The following is a 16,534-nucleotide window of genomic DNA, read 5'->3' on the forward strand; positions in this document are numbered from 1 at the left end:
GCCGCTATGCCACCACCACGAAAAAAAGTCGCCGTGGAGGAACGGGGTCCTCCACGGCGACTTCCACCGGGTGCTGCGGGTCAGTGCTGCGGGTCAGTTCTGCGGGTCAGTTCCAGGAGTACCCGTCGCCGATCAGCAGCAGGTGCTCCAGCACGTCCTCCATCGGGTCGTCCACCTGGCCGACGTTGACCAGGCCGATCCGGGGGCCGTTGTGCGAGCCGGTGTTGGTCTCGTCGGCGTGCGCGCTGCCGGCGGGCACGAGACACACCGTGGCGAGGACCGTCAGTCCACGTGCCACGGCCCTCTTCCGCACATTCCTCATCGCTCGACCCCTCGTTCGTCGTTTCGGCGGCTGATCGGACTCTGCGTCCACCCGTTCATCTGCCGAAACACTCGCGAGGTCACGGTGAGTAACCCGTAAGTGATCTTCGTCCTGGCCCGGGAGCGGCTCAGTTGTGGCTGTGCAGGACGTCGTTGAGGCCGCCCCAGACCGCGTTGTTCGGGCGGGCCTCGACCGTGCCGGTGACCGAGTTGCGGCGGAAGAGGATGTTCGAGGCGCCGCTGAGCTCGCGGGCCTTGACGATCTGGCCGTCGGGCATGGTGACCCGGGTGCCCGCAGTGACGTAGAGACCGGCCTCGACGACGCACTCGTCGCCGAGCGCGATGCCGACGCCCGCCTCGGCGCCGATCAGGCAGCGCTCGCCGATGGTGATGCGGACGTTGCCGCCGCCGGAGAGGGTGCCCATGGTGGAGGCGCCGCCGCCGATGTCCGAGCCGTCGCCGACCACGACACCGGCGGAGATGCGGCCCTCGACCATGGACGTGCCGAGGGTGCCCGCGTTGAAGTTGACGAAGCCCTCGTGCATCACGGTGGTGCCCGCGGCGAGGTGCGCGCCGAGGCGGACCCGGTCGGCGTCGGCGATGCGGACGCCCTTGGGGGCCACGTAGTCCGTCATGCGCGGGAACTTGTCGACGCTCGTCACCGCGAGGTGCAGGCCCTCGGTGCGGGCGTTGAGGCGCACCTTCTCGATCTCGTCGACGGCGACCGGGCCGAGCGAGGTCCAGGCGACGTTGGGCAGGAGACCGAAGATGCCGTCGAGGCTCTGGCCGTGCGGCTGGACCAGGCGGTGCGAGAGCAGGTGCAGCCGCAGGTAGGCGTCGTGGGTGTCGAGCGGCTTCTCGTCGAGGGAGGCGATGACCGTGCGAACCGCGATCACCTCGACGCCCCGGCGGGCGTCCGGACCGATCGCCTTGGCGGCGCCTTCGCCGAGCAGTTCCACGGCCCGGTCGGCGGACAGCCGCTCGGTACCGGCCGGCCCGGGCTCGGCGGAGAGCTCGGGAGCGGGGAACCAGGTGTCGAGAACGGTGCCGTCGGCGGCGACGGTGGCGAGGCCTGCGGCGATGGCGCCGGTGGTGCGCGGAGCAGTCGTGTCGGTCATGAGGGAAACCTAACCGCCGGGAGCCACGGGACGCGAACCCGCACCCGAGCCGTCTCGGTTTCTGGGCGACCCAGCAGGTCCCACCCGGTCTCCCCGCCCTCGAAGACACCGGGTCCCCGGGCCGCGCACCCAGCCGCGAGGCCCGGCAGAAGCCGGACAACCACCCAGCCCCAACCCTCCGGAAGGCTCCCGGGACACGGCACGCGCACCCCCTCAGGACATCGACCGCACCCCCTCCGGGATCACCCGTGCCAGCACCTCCCGCGCGTACCCCTCGTCGTACGGTGCCCCCGTCAGCAGCACCTGGAGACAGATGCCGTCCATCAGCGCGACCAGCGCCCGTGCCGTGACCGGGTCCGTGCGGTGGGCGAGGCGATCGGCGAGGTCGTCGGCCCATTCGGCGGCGACGGGGCGCAGGGCGGGTCGGCGCAGGGCGGCGAGATAGAGCTCGTACTCCAGCTCGACGCCGGTGCGGTCGCCGCCGAGCCAGTCACCGAGTACGCGGGCGAGGCCGACGGCGAGGTCGGCACCGGGGTCGTCGAGCGTGCCGTGCGCGGCGACCGCCTTGGCGAAGCCCTCGCTGGCCTGGCGCAGCGCGGCGACCATCAGCTCGTCGAGGCTCTTGAAGTGGTACGTCGTCGACCCGAGCGGTACGTCGGCCTCCGCGGCGGCGCTGCGGTGGCTGAGCCCCGCGAGCCCCTTCTGCCCCACGACCCGGATGGCCGCGTCGATGATCCGCTGCCGGCGCTCGGGGTCGTGCCGCCGGGCCATCAGTGCGCCCCGCCGAGGTTCAGGACCACGACCCCCACGATGATCAGCGCGATCCCGGCGGCCTTGGTGACCGTCATCCCCTCCCCGAGGAAGACCATCCCGATCGAGGCGATCGCGGCGGTGCCGACCCCGGCCCAGATCGCGTAGGCGGTGCCGACCGACACCGTCTTCAGCGTCTGGGCGAGCAGCGCGAAGGAGAGCACATAGCCGAGCACGGTCAGCAGCGAGGGCCCGAGCCGGCTGAAGCCCTCGGTGTACTTCATGGCCGTGGTCGCTCCGACCTCGGCGGCGATGGCTCCGGCGAGCAGCAGGTATCCCATGTGTACAAGCGTACATAACGGCGCCCGGTCATGAGCCCGTACGGGACAAGCGGGGCAGAGGTGAGCACATCACCACTCCCGCCGCCCAACTGGGCACGACCGAGGGCCCACTGAGCGGCGAATGTGGAAACGGGCCGGTTCAAAGGGCTGCTCGGGACGGCCTGAAACCACTAGTGTTCACCCGCAACCACCTGTGTTTCACCATTCACATACCGCGCCACCACAGCAGCGGCACGTCGCACCGCGCCGCGCCGGAGGAACAGCGCATGCCCGAAGACAAGTCCCGGCCGCCCCAGGACCGCCCCTGGGAGAACGGCTGGACGTTGGACACCTCCCGTACGCCCGGCACCAGACGGCTCTATCTGGCCGGGGCGATGGCGGTGGCCACGATCGTCGCCTGTGTCGCGGCGATAGCCGCCACCGACAACGGAGATGACAACTCGTCAAAAACCGCGCGTGACGAGGGAGGCCTGATCTCCTTCTCCTCGCAGCCCGCGACGACCACCGCGCCGCAGGGCGACAGCGGCCTGTCCTCGGTGTCCCCCACTCCCCGGGGACCCCGGCAGCAGGGCACCGGCCCCACCGTCGCGGTCACGACCTCCCCGAAGCCGCCCAAACCCACCGCGTCCAAGGGCGGTTCGTCGAAGCCGAAGCCCTCCGCGACCTACCGTTCGTTCCGCTCGGTCAACTACCCCAGCCGCTTCTGGCACGTGGACGACGGCTATGTGGGCCTGGACCCGGTCAGCGGCTCGCAGTCCCGCGAGGACGCCACCTTCAAGCAGGTCAAGGGGCTGGCGGACGGCTCCTGTTACTCGTTCACCACCCGTGACGGCACGTACCTGCGCCACCGCAGCTTCGTGCTCCGGGCGGAACGAAACGACGGCTCGTCCCTTTTCAAGCAGGACGCCACGTTCTGCCTCCGGGACGCCGCCTACACCGGTGGCGCGAAGATGCTGGAGTCGGTGAACTACCCCGGTTACTTCCTGCGCCACAAGAACTTCGTGATCCGCCTGGAACGCTTCGAGTACAGCTCGCAGTATCTGTCGGACTCGTCGTTCCAGCTGGTGGGCGGCCTGGCCTGAGCCGTCCCCGAGAACGTGAGAGCGGCGGCACCCCCGAAGGTGCCGCCGCTCTCGCGTGTGCGCTCGCTCAGACGTTGAACCCGAGCGCCCGAAGCTGCTCGCGTCCGTCGTCCGTGATCTTGTCCGGTCCCCACGGCGGCATCCACACCCAGTTGATGCGGAGTTCGCTGACGAGGCCGTCCGTGGCGGACTTGGCCTGGTCCTCGATGACGTCCGTCAGCGGACAGGCCGCCGAGGTCAGGGTCATGTCGAGGGTCGCGATGTTCGCGTCGTCGATGTGGATGCCGTAGATCAGGCCGAGGTTGACGACGTCGATGCCCAGCTCGGGGTCGACGACGTCGTACAGGGCCTCGCGGATCTCTTCCTCGGAGGCCGGCTTCATCTCAATGGTCTCGCTCATGCCGTCTTCCTTTCGGCGTCGGCGCCCAGCGCCTGGGCCGTCGCGTCCTTCCACGCCATCCAGCTGAGGAGGGCGCACTTGACCCGGGCCGGGTACTTGGAGACACCGGCGAACGCGACCGCGTCCTCCAGCACCTCCTCCATCGCGTCGTCGGGCTCGATCCTGCCCTTCGACTGCATCAGCTCCAGGAAGGTCTCCTGAACCCGCTGCGCGTCCGCCAGGTCCTTGCCGACCAGCAGATCGTTCAGCACGGACGCGCTGGCCTGGCTGATCGAGCAGCCCTGGCCCTCGTAGGAGACGTCCTCGATCCTCGTGCCGTCGTACTTCACACGCAGGGTGATCTCGTCGCCGCACGTCGGGTTCACGTGGTGCACCTCGGCGTCGCCATCCCGGAGACCACGCCCGTGCGGGTGCTTGTAGTGGTCCAGGATGACTTCCTGGTACATCGAGTCCAGCTTCATGCGATAGCCCGTTCCCGTCAGCCGAAGAAGTTCCGTACGTGCTCCAGACCCTCGACCAGTGCGTCGATCTCGGCCGGAGTGGAGTACAGATAGAACGACGCTCGCGTGGTCGCGGGAATTCCGTACCGGAGGCAGACCGGCCGCGCGCAGTGGTGGCCGACCCGGACCGCGATGCCCTCCTCGTCGAGAACCTGGCCCACGTCGTGCGGGTGGATGTCGCCGAGCGTGAAGGAGATCGCCGCGCCCCGGTCCTCGGCCGTGGTCGGGCCGATGATCCTGAGGTCCGGGACCTCCGCCAGGCGCTTCACCGCGTACTCGGTCAGCGCGTGCTCATGGGCGAGGACCTTGTCCATGCCGATCGAGTTGAGGTAGTCGATCGCCGCGCCCAGGCCCACCGCCTGCGCGATCGGGGGCGTGCCCGCCTCGAACTTGTGCGGCGCCGGGGCGTACGTCGACGAGTGCATCGACACGGTCTCGATCATCTCGCCGCCGCCGAGGAACGGGGGCAGGTCCTCCAGGAGTTCCTGCCGTCCCCACAGCACGCCGATGCCCGTCGGACCGCACATCTTGTGGCCGGTGAAGGCCACGAAGTCGGCCTGAAGCGCCTGCACGTCCACCGGCATGTGCGGGGCCGCCTGGGAGGCGTCGATGCAGACCAGCGCGCCGACCTCCTGCGCACGGCGGATGATCGTCTCGACCGGGTTGACCGTGCCCAGGATGTTCGACACCAGCACGAAGGAGACGATCTTCGTCTTCTCGGTGATGATCTCGTCGATGTTGGAGAGGTCGAGGCGGCCGTCGTCGGTCAGCCCGAACCACTTCAGCTTCGCGCCCGTGCGCTGCGACAGCAGCTGCCACGGCACGATGTTGGAGTGGTGCTCCATCTCCGTGATGACGATCTCGGTCTCGGAGTCCACGCGGTAGGGCTCGTCGGCCCAGCCCAGCATGTTCGCCACGAGGTTGAGCGACTCGGAGGCGTTCTTGGTGAAGATCACCTCGTCGCGCGAGGGCGCGTTGATGAACTCGGCGACCTTGTCGCGCGCGCCCTCGTACAGCGCCGTGGCCTCCTCGGCGAGCACATGCACACCGCGGTGGACGTTGGCGTTGTAGCGCTCGTAGTACTCGCTCAGGGCGTCCAGCACCTGGCGCGGCTTCTGCGAGGTCGCCGCGTTGTCCAGGTAGACGAGCTTCCGGTCGTCGTGGACCAGGCGGTCCAGGATCGGGAAGTCCTTGCGGATCGCCTCTGTGTCGAGGAGGCCCGGCAGCTGTGTCACTCGGATGCGCCACCCTTCGTGTAAACCTCGTAGCCCTCGTTCTCCAGCTTGTCGGCGAGCTCGGCGCCGCCGGACTCGACGATGCGTCCGCCGGAGAAGACGTGGACGAAGTCGGGCTTGATGTAGCGCAGGATGCGCGTGTAGTGCGTGATCAGCAGGGTGCCGACCTCACCGGTCTCACGGACGCGGTTGACGCCCTCGGAAACGATCCGCAGCGCGTCGACGTCCAGGCCGGAGTCCGTCTCGTCGAGGATCGCGACCTTCGGCTTGAGCAGTTCGAGCTGGAGGATCTCGTGGCGCTTCTTCTCACCGCCGGAGAAGCCCTCGTTGACGTTGCGCTCGGCGAAGGAGGGGTCCATGTTGAGGCGCTCCATGGCCTCCTTGACCTCCTTCACCCAGGTGCGCAGCTTGGGGGCCTCGCCGCGGATGGCGGTGGCGGAGGTGCGCAGGAAGTTGGAGACCGAGACGCCGGGGACCTCGACGGGGTACTGCATCGCCAGGAACAGGCCCGCGCGGGCGCGCTCGTCGACCTCCATCTCCAGGACGTCCTCGCCGTCGAGGGTGACGGTGCCGCCGGTGATGGTGTACTTCGGGTGACCCGCGAGGGAGTAGGCGAGAGTCGACTTGCCGGAGCCGTTGGGGCCCATGATGGCGTGCGTCTCGCCCTGCTTCACGGTCAGGTCGACACCCTTGAGGATCTCCTTCGTGGCGTTGTCGGCCTCGACGGTGACGTGCAGGTCTCGGATTTCAAGCGTTGCCATGGGTGCCTCAGGACTCCTGGGTGAGGGAGACGAGCACGTCGTCCCCTTCGATCTTTACGGGGTATACGGGGACGGGGCGCGTCGCGGGGAGGCCGGACGGCTTGCCGGTGCGCAGGTCGAAGCTGGAGCCGTGCAGCCAGCACTCGATCTGGCAGTCCTCCACCTCGCCCTCGGAGAGCGAGACGTTCGCGTGGGAGCAGATGTCGTGGATCGCGAACACCTCCCCCTCGGTCTGCACGACCGAGACCGGCGTGCCGTCGAGTTCCACCCGCTTCGGGGTGTCCTCCTCCAGCTCGCTCAGCCCGCAGGCGCGTACGTAGGCCATCAGACGGTGGCCTCCAGCTCCTCGTCGATCTTCACGAGAAGGCGCTCTTCGATGTCGTCGACACCGATCTGCTGGACCAGCTCCGCGAAGAAGCCGCGGACCACCAGACGGCGGGCCTCGTCGGCCGGGATGCCGCGGGCCATCAGGTAGAAGAGCTGCTCGTCGTCGAAGCGGCCGGTCGCCGAGGCGTGGCCGGCGCCGACGATCTCGCCGGTCTCGATCTCGAGGTTCGGCACGGAGTCGACCCGGGCGCCGTCGGTGAGGACGAGGTTGCGGTTCATCTCGTAGGTGTCGGTGCCCTCGGCCTTGGCCTCGATGAGCACGTCGCCGATCCACACCGCGTGGGCGCCCTCGCCCTGGAGCGCGCCCTTGTAGGCGACGTTCGACTTGCAGTGCGGGGTGTTGTGGTCGACCAGGAGGCGGTGCTCCTGGTGCTGGCCGGCGTCGGTGAAGTACAGGCCGAACAGCTCGGCCTCGCCACCGGTGCCGGCGTAGGCGACGCGCGGGTGCAGCCGGACGAGGTCGCCGCCGAAGGTGACCACGAACGACTTGAAGGTGGCGTCGCGGCCGATCAGCGCGTTGTGCTGGGCCACGTGCACGGCCTTGTCGTCCCAGTCCTGGACGGAGACGACGGTCAGCTTGGCGCCGTCGCCCAGGACGTAGTCGACGTTGGCGGCGAGCACCGCGTCACCGGTGTGGTCGATGACCACGACGGCCTCGGCGAAGGCGCCCAGCTCGATCACCTGGTGGGCGAAGGCGGTGCCGCCCTCGCCGTGCACGGCGATCCGGATGGGCTCGGTGAGGACCGTCTCCTTGGGGACGGTGATCACGCCGGCCTTCTCGAACGCGGAGTACGCCTGGGCGGCGATCCGGTCCACCGGGGTACCGGCCCTGCCGAGGCGGGCGTCGCCGCGGTCGACGGTCTCGACGGTGACGCCCTCGGGGGCGTCCACGTCGACCTTCAGGCCGCCGTCGGTCGCGACGGCGGTGCCGTCGTGCAGCCCGCGCAGGCGCTCCAGCGGGGTGAACCGCCATTCCTCCTCGCGACCGTGCGGGACCGGGAAGTCCGCCACGTCGAAGGAGGGGGGCGCGCTCATGCGCGTGGCGACGGTCGACTCGGCGGCCACCGCGATCTGGCCCGCGGTGGTGGACCCCACGGGGATGTTCTGAGCCTCAGCCATGGCTGTCGGTCTGCTCTCTTCCTACGTCAGAAATATGCCGCTGCTTCTCGAAGGACGGGTCAGCCGACCGCGCCTTCCATCTGCAGCTCGATCAGCCGGTTGAGCTCCAGCGCGTACTCCATCGGCAGTTCCTTGGCGATGGGCTCGACGAAGCCGCGCACGATCATGGCCATCGCCTCGAACTCGGTCATGCCGCGGCTCATCAGGTAGAAGAGCTGGTCGTCACTGACCTTGGAGACGGTCGCCTCGTGGCCCATGGACACGTCGTCCTCGCGGACGTCCACGTAGGGGTAGGTGTCGGAGCGGGAGATGGTGTCGACGAGCAGCGCGTCGCACAGCACGTTGGACTTGGAGCCGTGGGCGCCCTCGCCGATCTCGACGAGACCGCGGTAGGACGTACGGCCGCCACCGCGCGCGACGGACTTCGACACGATGTTGGACGACGTGTTCGGCGCCATGTGGACCATCTTGGAGCCGGCGTCCTGGTGCTGGCCCTCGCCCGCGAAGGCAATGGAGAGGGTCTCGCCCTTGGCGTGCTCGCCCATCAGGTAGACGGCCGGGTACTTCATGGTGACCTTGGAGCCGATGTTGCCGTCGATCCACTCCATGGTCGCGCCCTCGTACGCCACGGCGCGCTTGGTGACCAGGTTGTAGACGTTGTTCGACCAGTTCTGGATGGTCGTGTAACGGCAGCGGGCGTTCTTCTTGACGATGATCTCGACGACCGCGGAGTGCAGCGAGTCCGACTTGTAGATCGGCGCGGTACAGCCCTCGACGTAGTGCACGTAGGCACCCTCGTCGACGATGATCAGCGTCCGCTCGAACTGGCCCATGTTCTCGGTGTTGATCCGGAAGTAGGCCTGGAGCGGGATCTCGACGTGCACGCCCTTCGGCACGTAGATGAAGGAGCCGCCGGACCACACCGCGGTGTTGAGCGACGCGAACTTGTTGTCGCCGACCGGGATGACGGTGCCGAAGTACTCCTTGAAGAGCTCCGGGTGCTCCTTGAGAGCGGTGTCGGTGTCGAGGAAGATGACGCCCTGCTCCTCCAGGTCCTCACGGATCTGGTGGTAGACGACCTCGGACTCGTACTGGGCCGCGACACCGGCGACGAGGCGCTGCTTCTCCGCCTCGGGGATGCCGAGCTTGTCGTACGTGTTCTTGATGTCCTCGGGCAGGTCCTCCCAGGACTCCGCCTGCTTCTCCGTGGAGCGCACGAAGTACTTGATGTTGTCGAAGTCGATGCCGGAGAGGTCGGAGCCCCAGTTCGGCATGGGCTTCTTGTCGAACAGCCGCAGGCCCTTGAGACGGAGCTTGGTCATCCACTCCGGCTCGGACTTCTTCGCGGAGATGTCCCGGACGACGTCCTCATTGATGCCGCGCTTGGCAGAGGCACCAGCCACGTCGGAGTCGGCCCAGCCGTATTCGTAGTTGCCCAGACCCTCGAGCTCGGGGTGGGCAGTCTCCTCGATGGGGAGTGTCATGCGGGGTTCCTCCCGGCGGTGCTTGCAGATGCGTTATGGGTGTTCTTGGAAATCTTTGGGATGAATGTCGTACAGACGCCGTCACCGTGGGCGATGGTTGCAAGTCGCTGGACGTGTGTCCCGAGCAGCTGCGAGAAGATCTCCGTCTCGGCGTCGCACAGCTGCGGGAATTTCTCCGCGACATGGGCCACCGGGCAGTGATGCTGGCAGAGCTGCTCGCCGACCGGTGCGCTGCGCGCCGTAGCAGCGTACCCGTCCGCGCTCAGGGCCTTGGCCAGGGCTTCGGTGCGCTCCTCGGGGGCGGCGGACTCGACGGCCTTGCGGTACTCCTCGGCCTGCGCGGCGATCCTGGCACGCGCGAAGGCGACGACCGCCTCGTCCCCGCCGAAGCGCTCCTGGATCCAGAGCAGAGCGTCCGCGGCGAGCTTGTCGTAGGACTGGTCGAAGGCGTCCCGGCCGCAGTCGGTGAGCGCGAAGACCTTGGCGGGCCGGCCACGCGTCCGCGCGCCGTACACCCGCTGCTCCCGCGCCTCCACCACATCGTCGGCCACGAGCGCGTCCAGATGGCGCCGTACGGCCGCCGGGGTCAGCCCCAGCCGCCCGGCCAGTTCGGTGACGGTCGACGGGCCGTGGTCCAGGATGGATCGCGCGACGCGGTTGCGGGTGGACCGCTCACCGGTCGCGAGCTCCTCCTGAGGGGCCCCCGTGGGGGTCTCCCGAGCCTCGCCGACGTTTTTCACAACGCCATTGTTGCGTAATTCCTCAGGGCCGGGCAAGCCGCGTCCGACCCGTGGATGGTGCCTTACATCACTTAGGCATCCCTAACCTGACCTGGGAAAACGATCTTTGATCGATCAAACCGGTGGCATTCGGCGCTCCTGTCGGGGACACTGCCGAACCATGCCGACACCACCTCCCACCGGCCCACTTGTCACCCGCGACACCCTCGCCGGACAGCTGCGCGAGCTGGGTGTCCGCAGGGGCGAGATCCTTCTCGTCCACTCCTCCCTGAAGGCCCTCGGCTGGGTCTGCGGAGGCCCGGTCGCGGTGGTTCAGGCCCTCCTCGACACCCTCGGCCCGGACGGCACCCTGGTGGTCCCCACCCAGACCGGCGACCTCTCCGACCCGGCGGTGTGGAGCAACCCGCCGGTCCCCGAGGACTGGTGGGAGACCATCCGCGCCACCATGCCCGCCTACGACCCCCTCGTCACGCCCTCGCGCGGGGTGGGGGTGATCCCGGAGACCGTGCGCACCTGGCCCGGTGCCGTGCGCAGCGCGCACCCCCAGACCTCCTTCGCGGCCCTGGGCGCACGCGCGCGTGAGGTCGTGGACGGCCACGCCCTGGACTGCCGCCTGGGCGAGCACAGCCCGCTGGCCCGCCTGGAGGCCCTCCACGCGCGCGTGCTGCTCCTCGGCGCCGGCTACGACACCTGCACGAGCTTCCACCTCGCCGAGTACCGCGTCCCGAACCCGCGCGTGAAGGTCGGCCGCCCGGGACCGAAGGGCTGGGAGGTGGTCACGGAGGTCTCGATCAGCTCGGACCGCTTCGACGAACTGGGGTACGACTTCGAGCGGGACAGCGACGCCGTCGTACGGGGAAGGGCGGGCGCGGCCGACACCCGGCTGTTCCCGGTGGCGGACGCCGTGCGGTACGCGCAGCGGTGGCTGGCGCTGCACCGCTCGTACGAGGACGTGCCCGGAAATGCGCCGGGTGGAGATCCTGCACCCGCCCGTCGGCGGCGCGGGCCCCGAACCTAGACTCGGGCCCATGCGAAGTGAGCCCGTGGTCCAGGTCCACGCCCTGGTGAAGCGGTACGGCACGAAGACCGCCGTGGACGGCCTCGACCTGGTGGCCCGGGCGGGCGTGACCGCTGTGCTCGGGCCCAACGGCGCCGGCAAGACGACGACGGTCGAGACCTGCGAGGGCTACCGGAAGCCGGACTCCGGCACGGTACGGGTCCTGGGGCTCGACCCGGTGCGGCAGGCCCGTGAGCTGCACCCGAGGATCGGCGTGATGCTCCAGTCCGGGGGCGTGTACTCGGGCGCCCGGGCCGACGAGATGCTGCGGCACATGGCGAGCCTGCACGCCCACCCGCTCGACGTGGACGCGCTGATCGAGCGCCTGGGCCTGGGCGGTTGCGGCAGGACGACGTACCGGCGCCTGTCCGGCGGCCAGCAGCAGCGCCTGGCGCTCGCCATGGCCGTGGTCGGCCGCCCGGAGCTGGTCTTCCTGGACGAGCCGACGGCGGGCCTCGACCCGCAGGCCCGCCGGTCCACCTGGGACCTGGTCCGGGACCTGCGCACGGACGGCGTCTCGGTCATCCTCACCACGCACTACATGGACGAGGCCGAGCAGCTCGCCGACGACGTGGCGATCATCGACGGCGGCCGGGTCATCGCCCAGGGCACGCCCGAGGAGCTGTGCCGGGGCGGAGCCGAGAACACCCTGCGCTTCACGGGCCGCCCCGGACTCGACGTCGGGTCCCTCCTCAAGGCGCTCCCCGCCGACTGCACGGCGGCGGAACTGACCCCCGGCTCCTACCGGGTCGTCGGCAAGGTCAATCCCCAGCTCCTGGCGACGGTGACGTCCTGGTGCGCCCAGCACGGAGTCATGCCGGAGAGGATCTCGGTGGAACGGCACACCCTGGAAGACGTCTTCCTGGAGCTCACGGGTAAGGAACTGCGCGCATGACGGCCACCGGTCTCTACACCCCGAAGCCGGGGGCGGCCCCCCTGGGCCGCATGATCACGACCCAGGCCGTGCTGGAGACGAAGATGCTGCTCCGCAACGGCGAGCAGCTGCTGCTGACGGTGGTGATCCCCACCCTCGTACTGGTCCTGTTCAGCTCGGTGGACATCATCGACACGGGCGGGGCCAAGGCGGTGGACTTCCTCGCCCCCGGCGTCCTGGCCCTCGCGGTCATGTCCACGGCCTTCACCGGCCAGGCCATCGCCACCGGCTTCGAGCGCCGCTACGGCGTCCTGAAGCGCCTGGCCTCCTCCCCGCTCCCCCGCTGGGCCCTGATGACGGCGAAGACGGCGTCGGTCCTGGTGACGGAGATCCTGCAAGTGGTGTTGCTCACGGTCATCGCCCTGACCCTGGGCTGGTCCCCGCACGGCAACCCCTTCGCCGTCGCCCTGCTCCTGCTCCTCGGCACGGCGGCCTTCTCGGGCCTCGGTCTCCTCATGGCCGGCACCCTCAAAGCCGAAGCCACCCTGGCCGCGGCCAACCTGGTCTTCCTGCTCCTCCTGGTCAGCGGCGGGGTCATCATCCCCCTGGACCAGTTCTCCCAGACCACTCAGGACGTCCTGAGCCTGCTGCCGATCACGGCCCTGTCGGACGGCCTGCGGGATGTGTTGCAGCACGGGGCCGGGATGCCGTGGGGCGATCTGGGGATCCTGGCGGTGTGGGGGGGCGTGGGGCTGGCGCTGGCCGGGAAGTTCTTCCGCTGGGAGTGACTTTCCCGGGGAACGGGAAGAGTCGCCCAATGTTCGAGTCCGCGGATTCGTCGAGTGTGCGAGCTCTCCAGCCCCTGCTGCACGACGTGGTGATCTGCGTCGCGGCCCCGTCCTTCGTCGCCTCCCCACGGGACGGGCAACTGCGCGGGCTGCGCGCGGACGGGTTCTACGGCCATGACCGCAGGCTGCTGCACACCGCGTGCCTGCTGGTGAACGGCCGGGAGCCCGAGCCGATAGGGCTCCAGCAACTGGGCCCGGACCGGGTGCGTTTCACTTCCGTCCACCGCTATCGCGGAGCCCGCACGGACGACCCCACGGTGATCATCGAGCGAGTGCGCACGGCCGGGGAGGGCGAGACCGTCCTGCTGCGGAACGTCGGCGTCACGACCCGTCGATTACACGTCGAGCTGGCCCTCGCCACCGACCTCGCGGACATCGCTCTCGTCAAGCGCGGCGACGCGGAGACCGCCGTACGCTCCACCGTCCTGCCGGACGCGACCGGCCTGGAATGGCGGACGGCCACGGCCCGCGCAGCGGTCCGCGCCACGGGCGACGGCATGGTGCCGGAGGTCACCGACGGCCCGGAGGGCGGCACGTTCGCCTGGCCCCGGGTGCTGCTCAGACCCGGCGAGACCCGGCGGATCAGGCTCGACGTCGTCGGCGGGACCGTCCCCGCTCCGCCCGGTCACCCGGACGCCCCCCGCTCCCCGGCGCCCTGGGCCGAACCCGTCGTACGGGGCGACCGCCGCCTGGTGGAGCTGGTGCGCCACGGCCTCGGCGACCTGAGCGCGCTGCGTCTGGCGGATCCCGACCGCCTGGACCCCGAGGACCAGTTCATCGCGGCGGGATGCCCCTGGTACCTGACGCTTTTCGGTCGCGATTCCATCTGGTCGGCGCGGATGATGCTGCCCCTGGGCACCGATCTGGCCCGCGGCACGCTGTGGGCGCTGGCCCGGCGTCAGGGCACGGCGCACGACGTGTTCCGGGAGGAGGCGCCGGGCCGCATCCTCCACGAACTGCGTCCGGCTGACGCCCAGCACGGCCATGGTCTGCGTCTGCCCTCCCGGTACTACGGCTCGGTCGACGCGACCCCCCTCTTCGTGTCCCTGCTGGCGGAGGCCTGGCACTGGGGGCTGCCGGACGCGGAGACGGACGCTCTGCTGCCGTACGCGGAACGCGCCATGGACTGGGTCGTGGAGACGAGCAACGACGACGAGGACGGCTTCCTGCGCTACTACCCACGCGCCGGCGGACTGCTTCACCAGTCGTGGAAGGACAGCGAGGACGCGGTGCGGGACGCGGCGGGCCGCCGTATCGAGCCGCCGCTGGCGCTGTGCGAGGTACAGGGATACGCCTACGAGGCGGCGACCGGGCTGGCAGCGCTGCTGGCGTCCCGGGGCCGCTTCGAGGCGTCCGCGCGTCTGCGCACCTGGGCGGAGTCGCTGCGCAAACGCTTCGCCGACGCGTTCTGGCTGCCGTCCCCGCAGGGGCCGGCCTCCCGCTATGTCGCCATCGCGGTGGGGCGGGGCCGGAAACCGGTCAGCGGCCCCGCGTCCAACATGGGCCAGCTGCTGTCCACCGGCATCCTGGACGCACAGGGCTGCCAGGACGTGGCGGCGTGGCTGGCCGCGAGCGAGCTGAACTCCGGCTGGGGACTGCGCAGCCGCTCCGCGGAGCTGGGCGGATACAACCCGATGAGCTACCACGGCGGTTCGGTCTGGACGCATGACACGGCGATAGCGATCCACGGCCTCTGCGCGGCGGGCTGCGACACCGAGGCATACACCCTCGCGGACGGCCTCCTGGACGCCGCGACCCACTTTGGCTACCGCATGCCGGAACTCTACGGCGGCGACCACCGCACCCCCGGCTCACCCGCACCCCTGGCATACCCGGCCGCCTGCCGCCCGCAGGGCTGGTCGGCCGCCTCGGGTGTGGCGCTCCTCGCCGCGCTGCTCGGGCTGCGTCCCGACGCCTCGGAGCGGACGCTGCGGATCCGTCCCATGCCGGCGGACCTCATCGGACCGCTGTCCGTACAGGGCCTGCGGCTGGCAGGGGAACCGCTCAGGATCCGGACGGCACGCTCGGGCGAGGTGGAGGTGACGGGACTGCCCGTGGGCTGGACGCACTCCGCCGGACGACCGCACGGGTGAGGCGATCCCATGGCCACCGCCGACGCGGAACCGACCGGAGCGCCTTCGCGTACGCGCTGATCAGCGGAGGCAGACACCGGTGTTCGAGGTCGAAGTCCTCCCGCACCCGCCGACGCGCGGCGATGCCGACCTCCCTGGCCGTGTCCGGGGAGCGCAGCAGCTGGACGAGGCAGTCGGCCAAGCTCTCGGCGTCCCCGGGGGCGACTAGGAACCCGGACACGCCGTGCTCCCCGATACCCTCCGCGAGACCCCCCACGTCGGTGGCGATCACGGGGCGGGCCGAGCACATCGCCTCGAGCGCGGCGAGCCCCATGGGTTCGGCGAACAGGGAGGGACACACCACCACCCGCGCCCGGCGATACAGCTCGGCCATCCCGTCCACACCCGCACGTTCGAAACGAACTCGATCGGTTTCCGGAAGGAATTTCGCCCATTCCTGCACGGAATCACGGAATCCGACCTTCTCTCCATGGAAATCGACCGAGTCCGGGGTGTCCATCAGGACCAAGTACGGCCGGACCGCAAGATCCTGCTTGATGACCTTGGCCATGGCCTTCACCGCCATCTCCGCGCCTTTGTCGGGAATGAGACGGGCCGGCAGAAGAATGACGGCCTCGTCGCCCTCGGACGGATCGGTGAGTTCCGGAACCTGCAGATAGGGCTCGGTGTCAATACCCAGGTACATCGGGTTGGCACAGCGCACACCCAACACGTCCGCGCAGGCCCGCCGCAGGAATTCGGAGACCGCGAAGTGGACGTCGAACCGGCCGCAGGGCTTTGCCAGCCGTACGCTCGCAGGCTCCCTCCAGATACTGTGGTAAGTGTGCAACAGGACCAGCCCCATGGAGTCCCGGAGGTCGAGCAGGGCCTCGGCCGGAGCCGACGAGAAGTGGTGCAGATTGTGACCGTGCACCAGCCGGATCCCCCGCCCGGACAACTCCTCGCGGAACCAGTCCCGCAGAGCCTGCCGCTCCGCACCGTCCCCTGTGGCCCGTGACAGGTCGAGTCCGGGATGCCGCAGTACCTCGATCCCGTCCCCGGGCGGCGTCCTCGCATCGGGCGTCCCCGTGAACACCGTCACCCTGTGCCCGTGTCGGGCGAGCAGCCGGGAACAGTTCCACAGGTAGGACTCGACCCCGCCGACCGTGGGCGGAAATGCCCAATGGACCAGCGCGATGTCCAGCCCTTCAGGGGTCCGTGAACCGCTCTCCTGTCCCATTGCCGCCTCCGGGCGCCCTCGTCACCGCGCTCGGGCCACACCCGGAAACGGCAGAACAAACCTCCGCGAGCCGGGATCGTATTGCACGGCACGGCTCGCCGTTCGCCTCTTTAACGAAACGGTTGCCCACCGGTTGCGAAGAAGAGAAGAAGGGGAAACTGAAGATTAGATGACATTCACCCTCAAACGCGAGTGTGCGCTCGCG

At 69.5% G+C, this 16,534-nt stretch carries 18 protein-coding genes; 5 read left to right on the forward strand and 13 right to left on the reverse strand.

Annotated elements, in window-relative coordinates; genetic code table 11:
- Positions 1-106 precede the first annotated feature (106 nt).
- The 4 genes from IOD14_RS32665 to IOD14_RS32680 form a co-directional block, all read right to left on the reverse strand.
- A complete protein-coding gene (locus tag IOD14_RS32665; RefSeq protein WP_123988406.1) occupies positions 107-322 on the reverse strand; it encodes a hypothetical protein in 216 nt (71 codons plus the stop codon).
- Between the two features lie 127 nt (positions 323-449).
- Positions 450-1,439, reverse strand: coding sequence for a 2,3,4,5-tetrahydropyridine-2,6-dicarboxylate N-succinyltransferase (dapD, locus tag IOD14_RS32670; protein WP_212672232.1), 990 nt, complete (start codon positions 1,437-1,439; stop codon positions 450-452).
- 213 nt (positions 1,440-1,652) lie between these two features.
- On the reverse strand, positions 1,653-2,210 hold the full coding sequence (locus tag IOD14_RS32675; RefSeq protein ID WP_212672233.1) for a TetR family transcriptional regulator: 558 nt from the start codon (positions 2,208-2,210) through the stop codon (positions 1,653-1,655).
- Positions 2,210-2,530: a multidrug efflux SMR transporter gene (locus IOD14_RS32680; protein ID WP_123988409.1), complete on the reverse strand. Its 321-nt coding sequence runs from the start codon at positions 2,528-2,530 to the stop codon at positions 2,210-2,212. The genes IOD14_RS32675 and IOD14_RS32680 overlap by 1 nt, the downstream gene beginning before the upstream one ends.
- A 266-nt stretch (positions 2,531-2,796) precedes the next feature.
- Here IOD14_RS32680 and IOD14_RS32685 point away from each other — a divergent pair, with 266 nt between their 5' ends.
- Entirely contained in the window at positions 2,797-3,612 is an 816-nt protein-coding gene (locus IOD14_RS32685; RefSeq protein ID WP_123988410.1) for an AbfB domain-containing protein, read from the forward strand.
- 67 nt (positions 3,613-3,679) lie between these two features.
- Here the strand turns inward: IOD14_RS32685 and IOD14_RS32690 are convergent, their stop codons facing one another.
- From IOD14_RS32690 to IOD14_RS32725, 8 genes are read right to left on the reverse strand one after another with little or no spacing between them, the layout of a single operon-like run.
- Complete coding sequence (locus tag IOD14_RS32690; protein WP_123988411.1) at positions 3,680-4,012, reverse strand: metal-sulfur cluster assembly factor; 333 nt, start codon at positions 4,010-4,012, stop codon at positions 3,680-3,682.
- Positions 4,009-4,473: a Fe-S cluster assembly sulfur transfer protein SufU gene (gene sufU / locus IOD14_RS32695; protein WP_123988412.1), complete on the reverse strand. Its 465-nt coding sequence runs from the start codon at positions 4,471-4,473 to the stop codon at positions 4,009-4,011. The genes IOD14_RS32690 and sufU overlap by 4 nt, the downstream gene beginning before the upstream one ends.
- Positions 4,474-4,490: 17 nt before the next feature.
- Positions 4,491-5,747, reverse strand: a complete 1,257-nt coding sequence (locus tag IOD14_RS32700; RefSeq protein WP_123988413.1) for a cysteine desulfurase — start codon at positions 5,745-5,747, stop codon at positions 4,491-4,493.
- Positions 5,744-6,508 (reverse strand): Fe-S cluster assembly ATPase SufC, encoded by a 765-nt coding sequence (gene sufC / locus IOD14_RS32705; RefSeq protein ID WP_123988414.1) that lies wholly within the window; start codon positions 6,506-6,508, stop codon positions 5,744-5,746. The genes IOD14_RS32700 and sufC overlap by 4 nt, the downstream gene beginning before the upstream one ends.
- 7 nt (positions 6,509-6,515) lie before the next feature.
- Positions 6,516-6,833 (reverse strand): non-heme iron oxygenase ferredoxin subunit, encoded by a 318-nt coding sequence (locus IOD14_RS32710; RefSeq protein ID WP_123988415.1) that lies wholly within the window; start codon positions 6,831-6,833, stop codon positions 6,516-6,518.
- Complete coding sequence (gene sufD, locus IOD14_RS32715; RefSeq protein ID WP_123988416.1) at positions 6,833-8,014, reverse strand: Fe-S cluster assembly protein SufD; 1,182 nt, start codon at positions 8,012-8,014, stop codon at positions 6,833-6,835. Before sufD ends, IOD14_RS32710 begins: the two co-directional genes overlap by 1 nt.
- Positions 8,015-8,073: 59 nt before the next feature.
- The gene (gene sufB / locus IOD14_RS32720; RefSeq protein WP_123988417.1) at positions 8,074-9,498 is read right to left on the reverse strand and encodes a Fe-S cluster assembly protein SufB; all 1,425 of its coding nucleotides are present in this window, start codon (positions 9,496-9,498) and stop codon (positions 8,074-8,076) included.
- On the reverse strand, positions 9,495-10,238 hold the full coding sequence (locus tag IOD14_RS32725; protein WP_123988418.1) for a metalloregulator ArsR/SmtB family transcription factor: 744 nt from the start codon (positions 10,236-10,238) through the stop codon (positions 9,495-9,497). The genes sufB and IOD14_RS32725 overlap by 4 nt, the downstream gene beginning before the upstream one ends.
- A 160-nt stretch (positions 10,239-10,398) precedes the next feature.
- Here IOD14_RS32725 and IOD14_RS32730 point away from each other — a divergent pair, with 160 nt between their 5' ends.
- Genes IOD14_RS32730 through IOD14_RS32745 form a run of 4 tightly spaced genes read left to right on the forward strand, consistent with a single transcriptional unit; the run spans position 10,399 to position 15,110 of the window.
- The gene (locus tag IOD14_RS32730; RefSeq protein WP_123988419.1) at positions 10,399-11,256 is read left to right on the forward strand and encodes an AAC(3) family N-acetyltransferase; all 858 of its coding nucleotides are present in this window, start codon (positions 10,399-10,401) and stop codon (positions 11,254-11,256) included.
- A 10-nt stretch (positions 11,257-11,266) separates the two neighbouring features.
- Positions 11,267-12,190 carry an ABC transporter ATP-binding protein gene (locus IOD14_RS32735; RefSeq protein WP_123988420.1) on the forward strand — a complete coding sequence of 308 codons (924 nt, stop codon included), beginning with the start codon at positions 11,267-11,269 and terminating at the stop codon, positions 12,188-12,190.
- Positions 12,187-12,957: an ABC transporter permease gene (locus tag IOD14_RS32740; RefSeq protein ID WP_212672234.1), complete on the forward strand. Its 771-nt coding sequence runs from the start codon at positions 12,187-12,189 to the stop codon at positions 12,955-12,957. Before IOD14_RS32735 ends, IOD14_RS32740 begins: the two co-directional genes overlap by 4 nt.
- Positions 12,958-12,986: 29 nt before the next feature.
- Positions 12,987-15,110 (forward strand): glycogen debranching N-terminal domain-containing protein, encoded by a 2,124-nt coding sequence (locus IOD14_RS32745; RefSeq protein ID WP_212672235.1) that lies wholly within the window; start codon positions 12,987-12,989, stop codon positions 15,108-15,110.
- Here IOD14_RS32745 and IOD14_RS32750 read toward each other — a convergent pair.
- Entirely contained in the window at positions 15,022-16,329 is a 1,308-nt protein-coding gene (locus tag IOD14_RS32750; RefSeq protein ID WP_212672236.1) for a glycosyltransferase family 4 protein, read from the reverse strand. The genes IOD14_RS32745 and IOD14_RS32750 overlap by 89 nt on opposite strands.
- Between the last annotated feature and the right edge of the window lie 205 nt (positions 16,330-16,534).

The sequence above is a fragment of the Streptomyces sp. A2-16 genome (assembly GCF_018128905.1).
Taxonomy (GTDB): domain Bacteria; phylum Actinomycetota; class Actinomycetes; order Streptomycetales; family Streptomycetaceae; genus Streptomyces.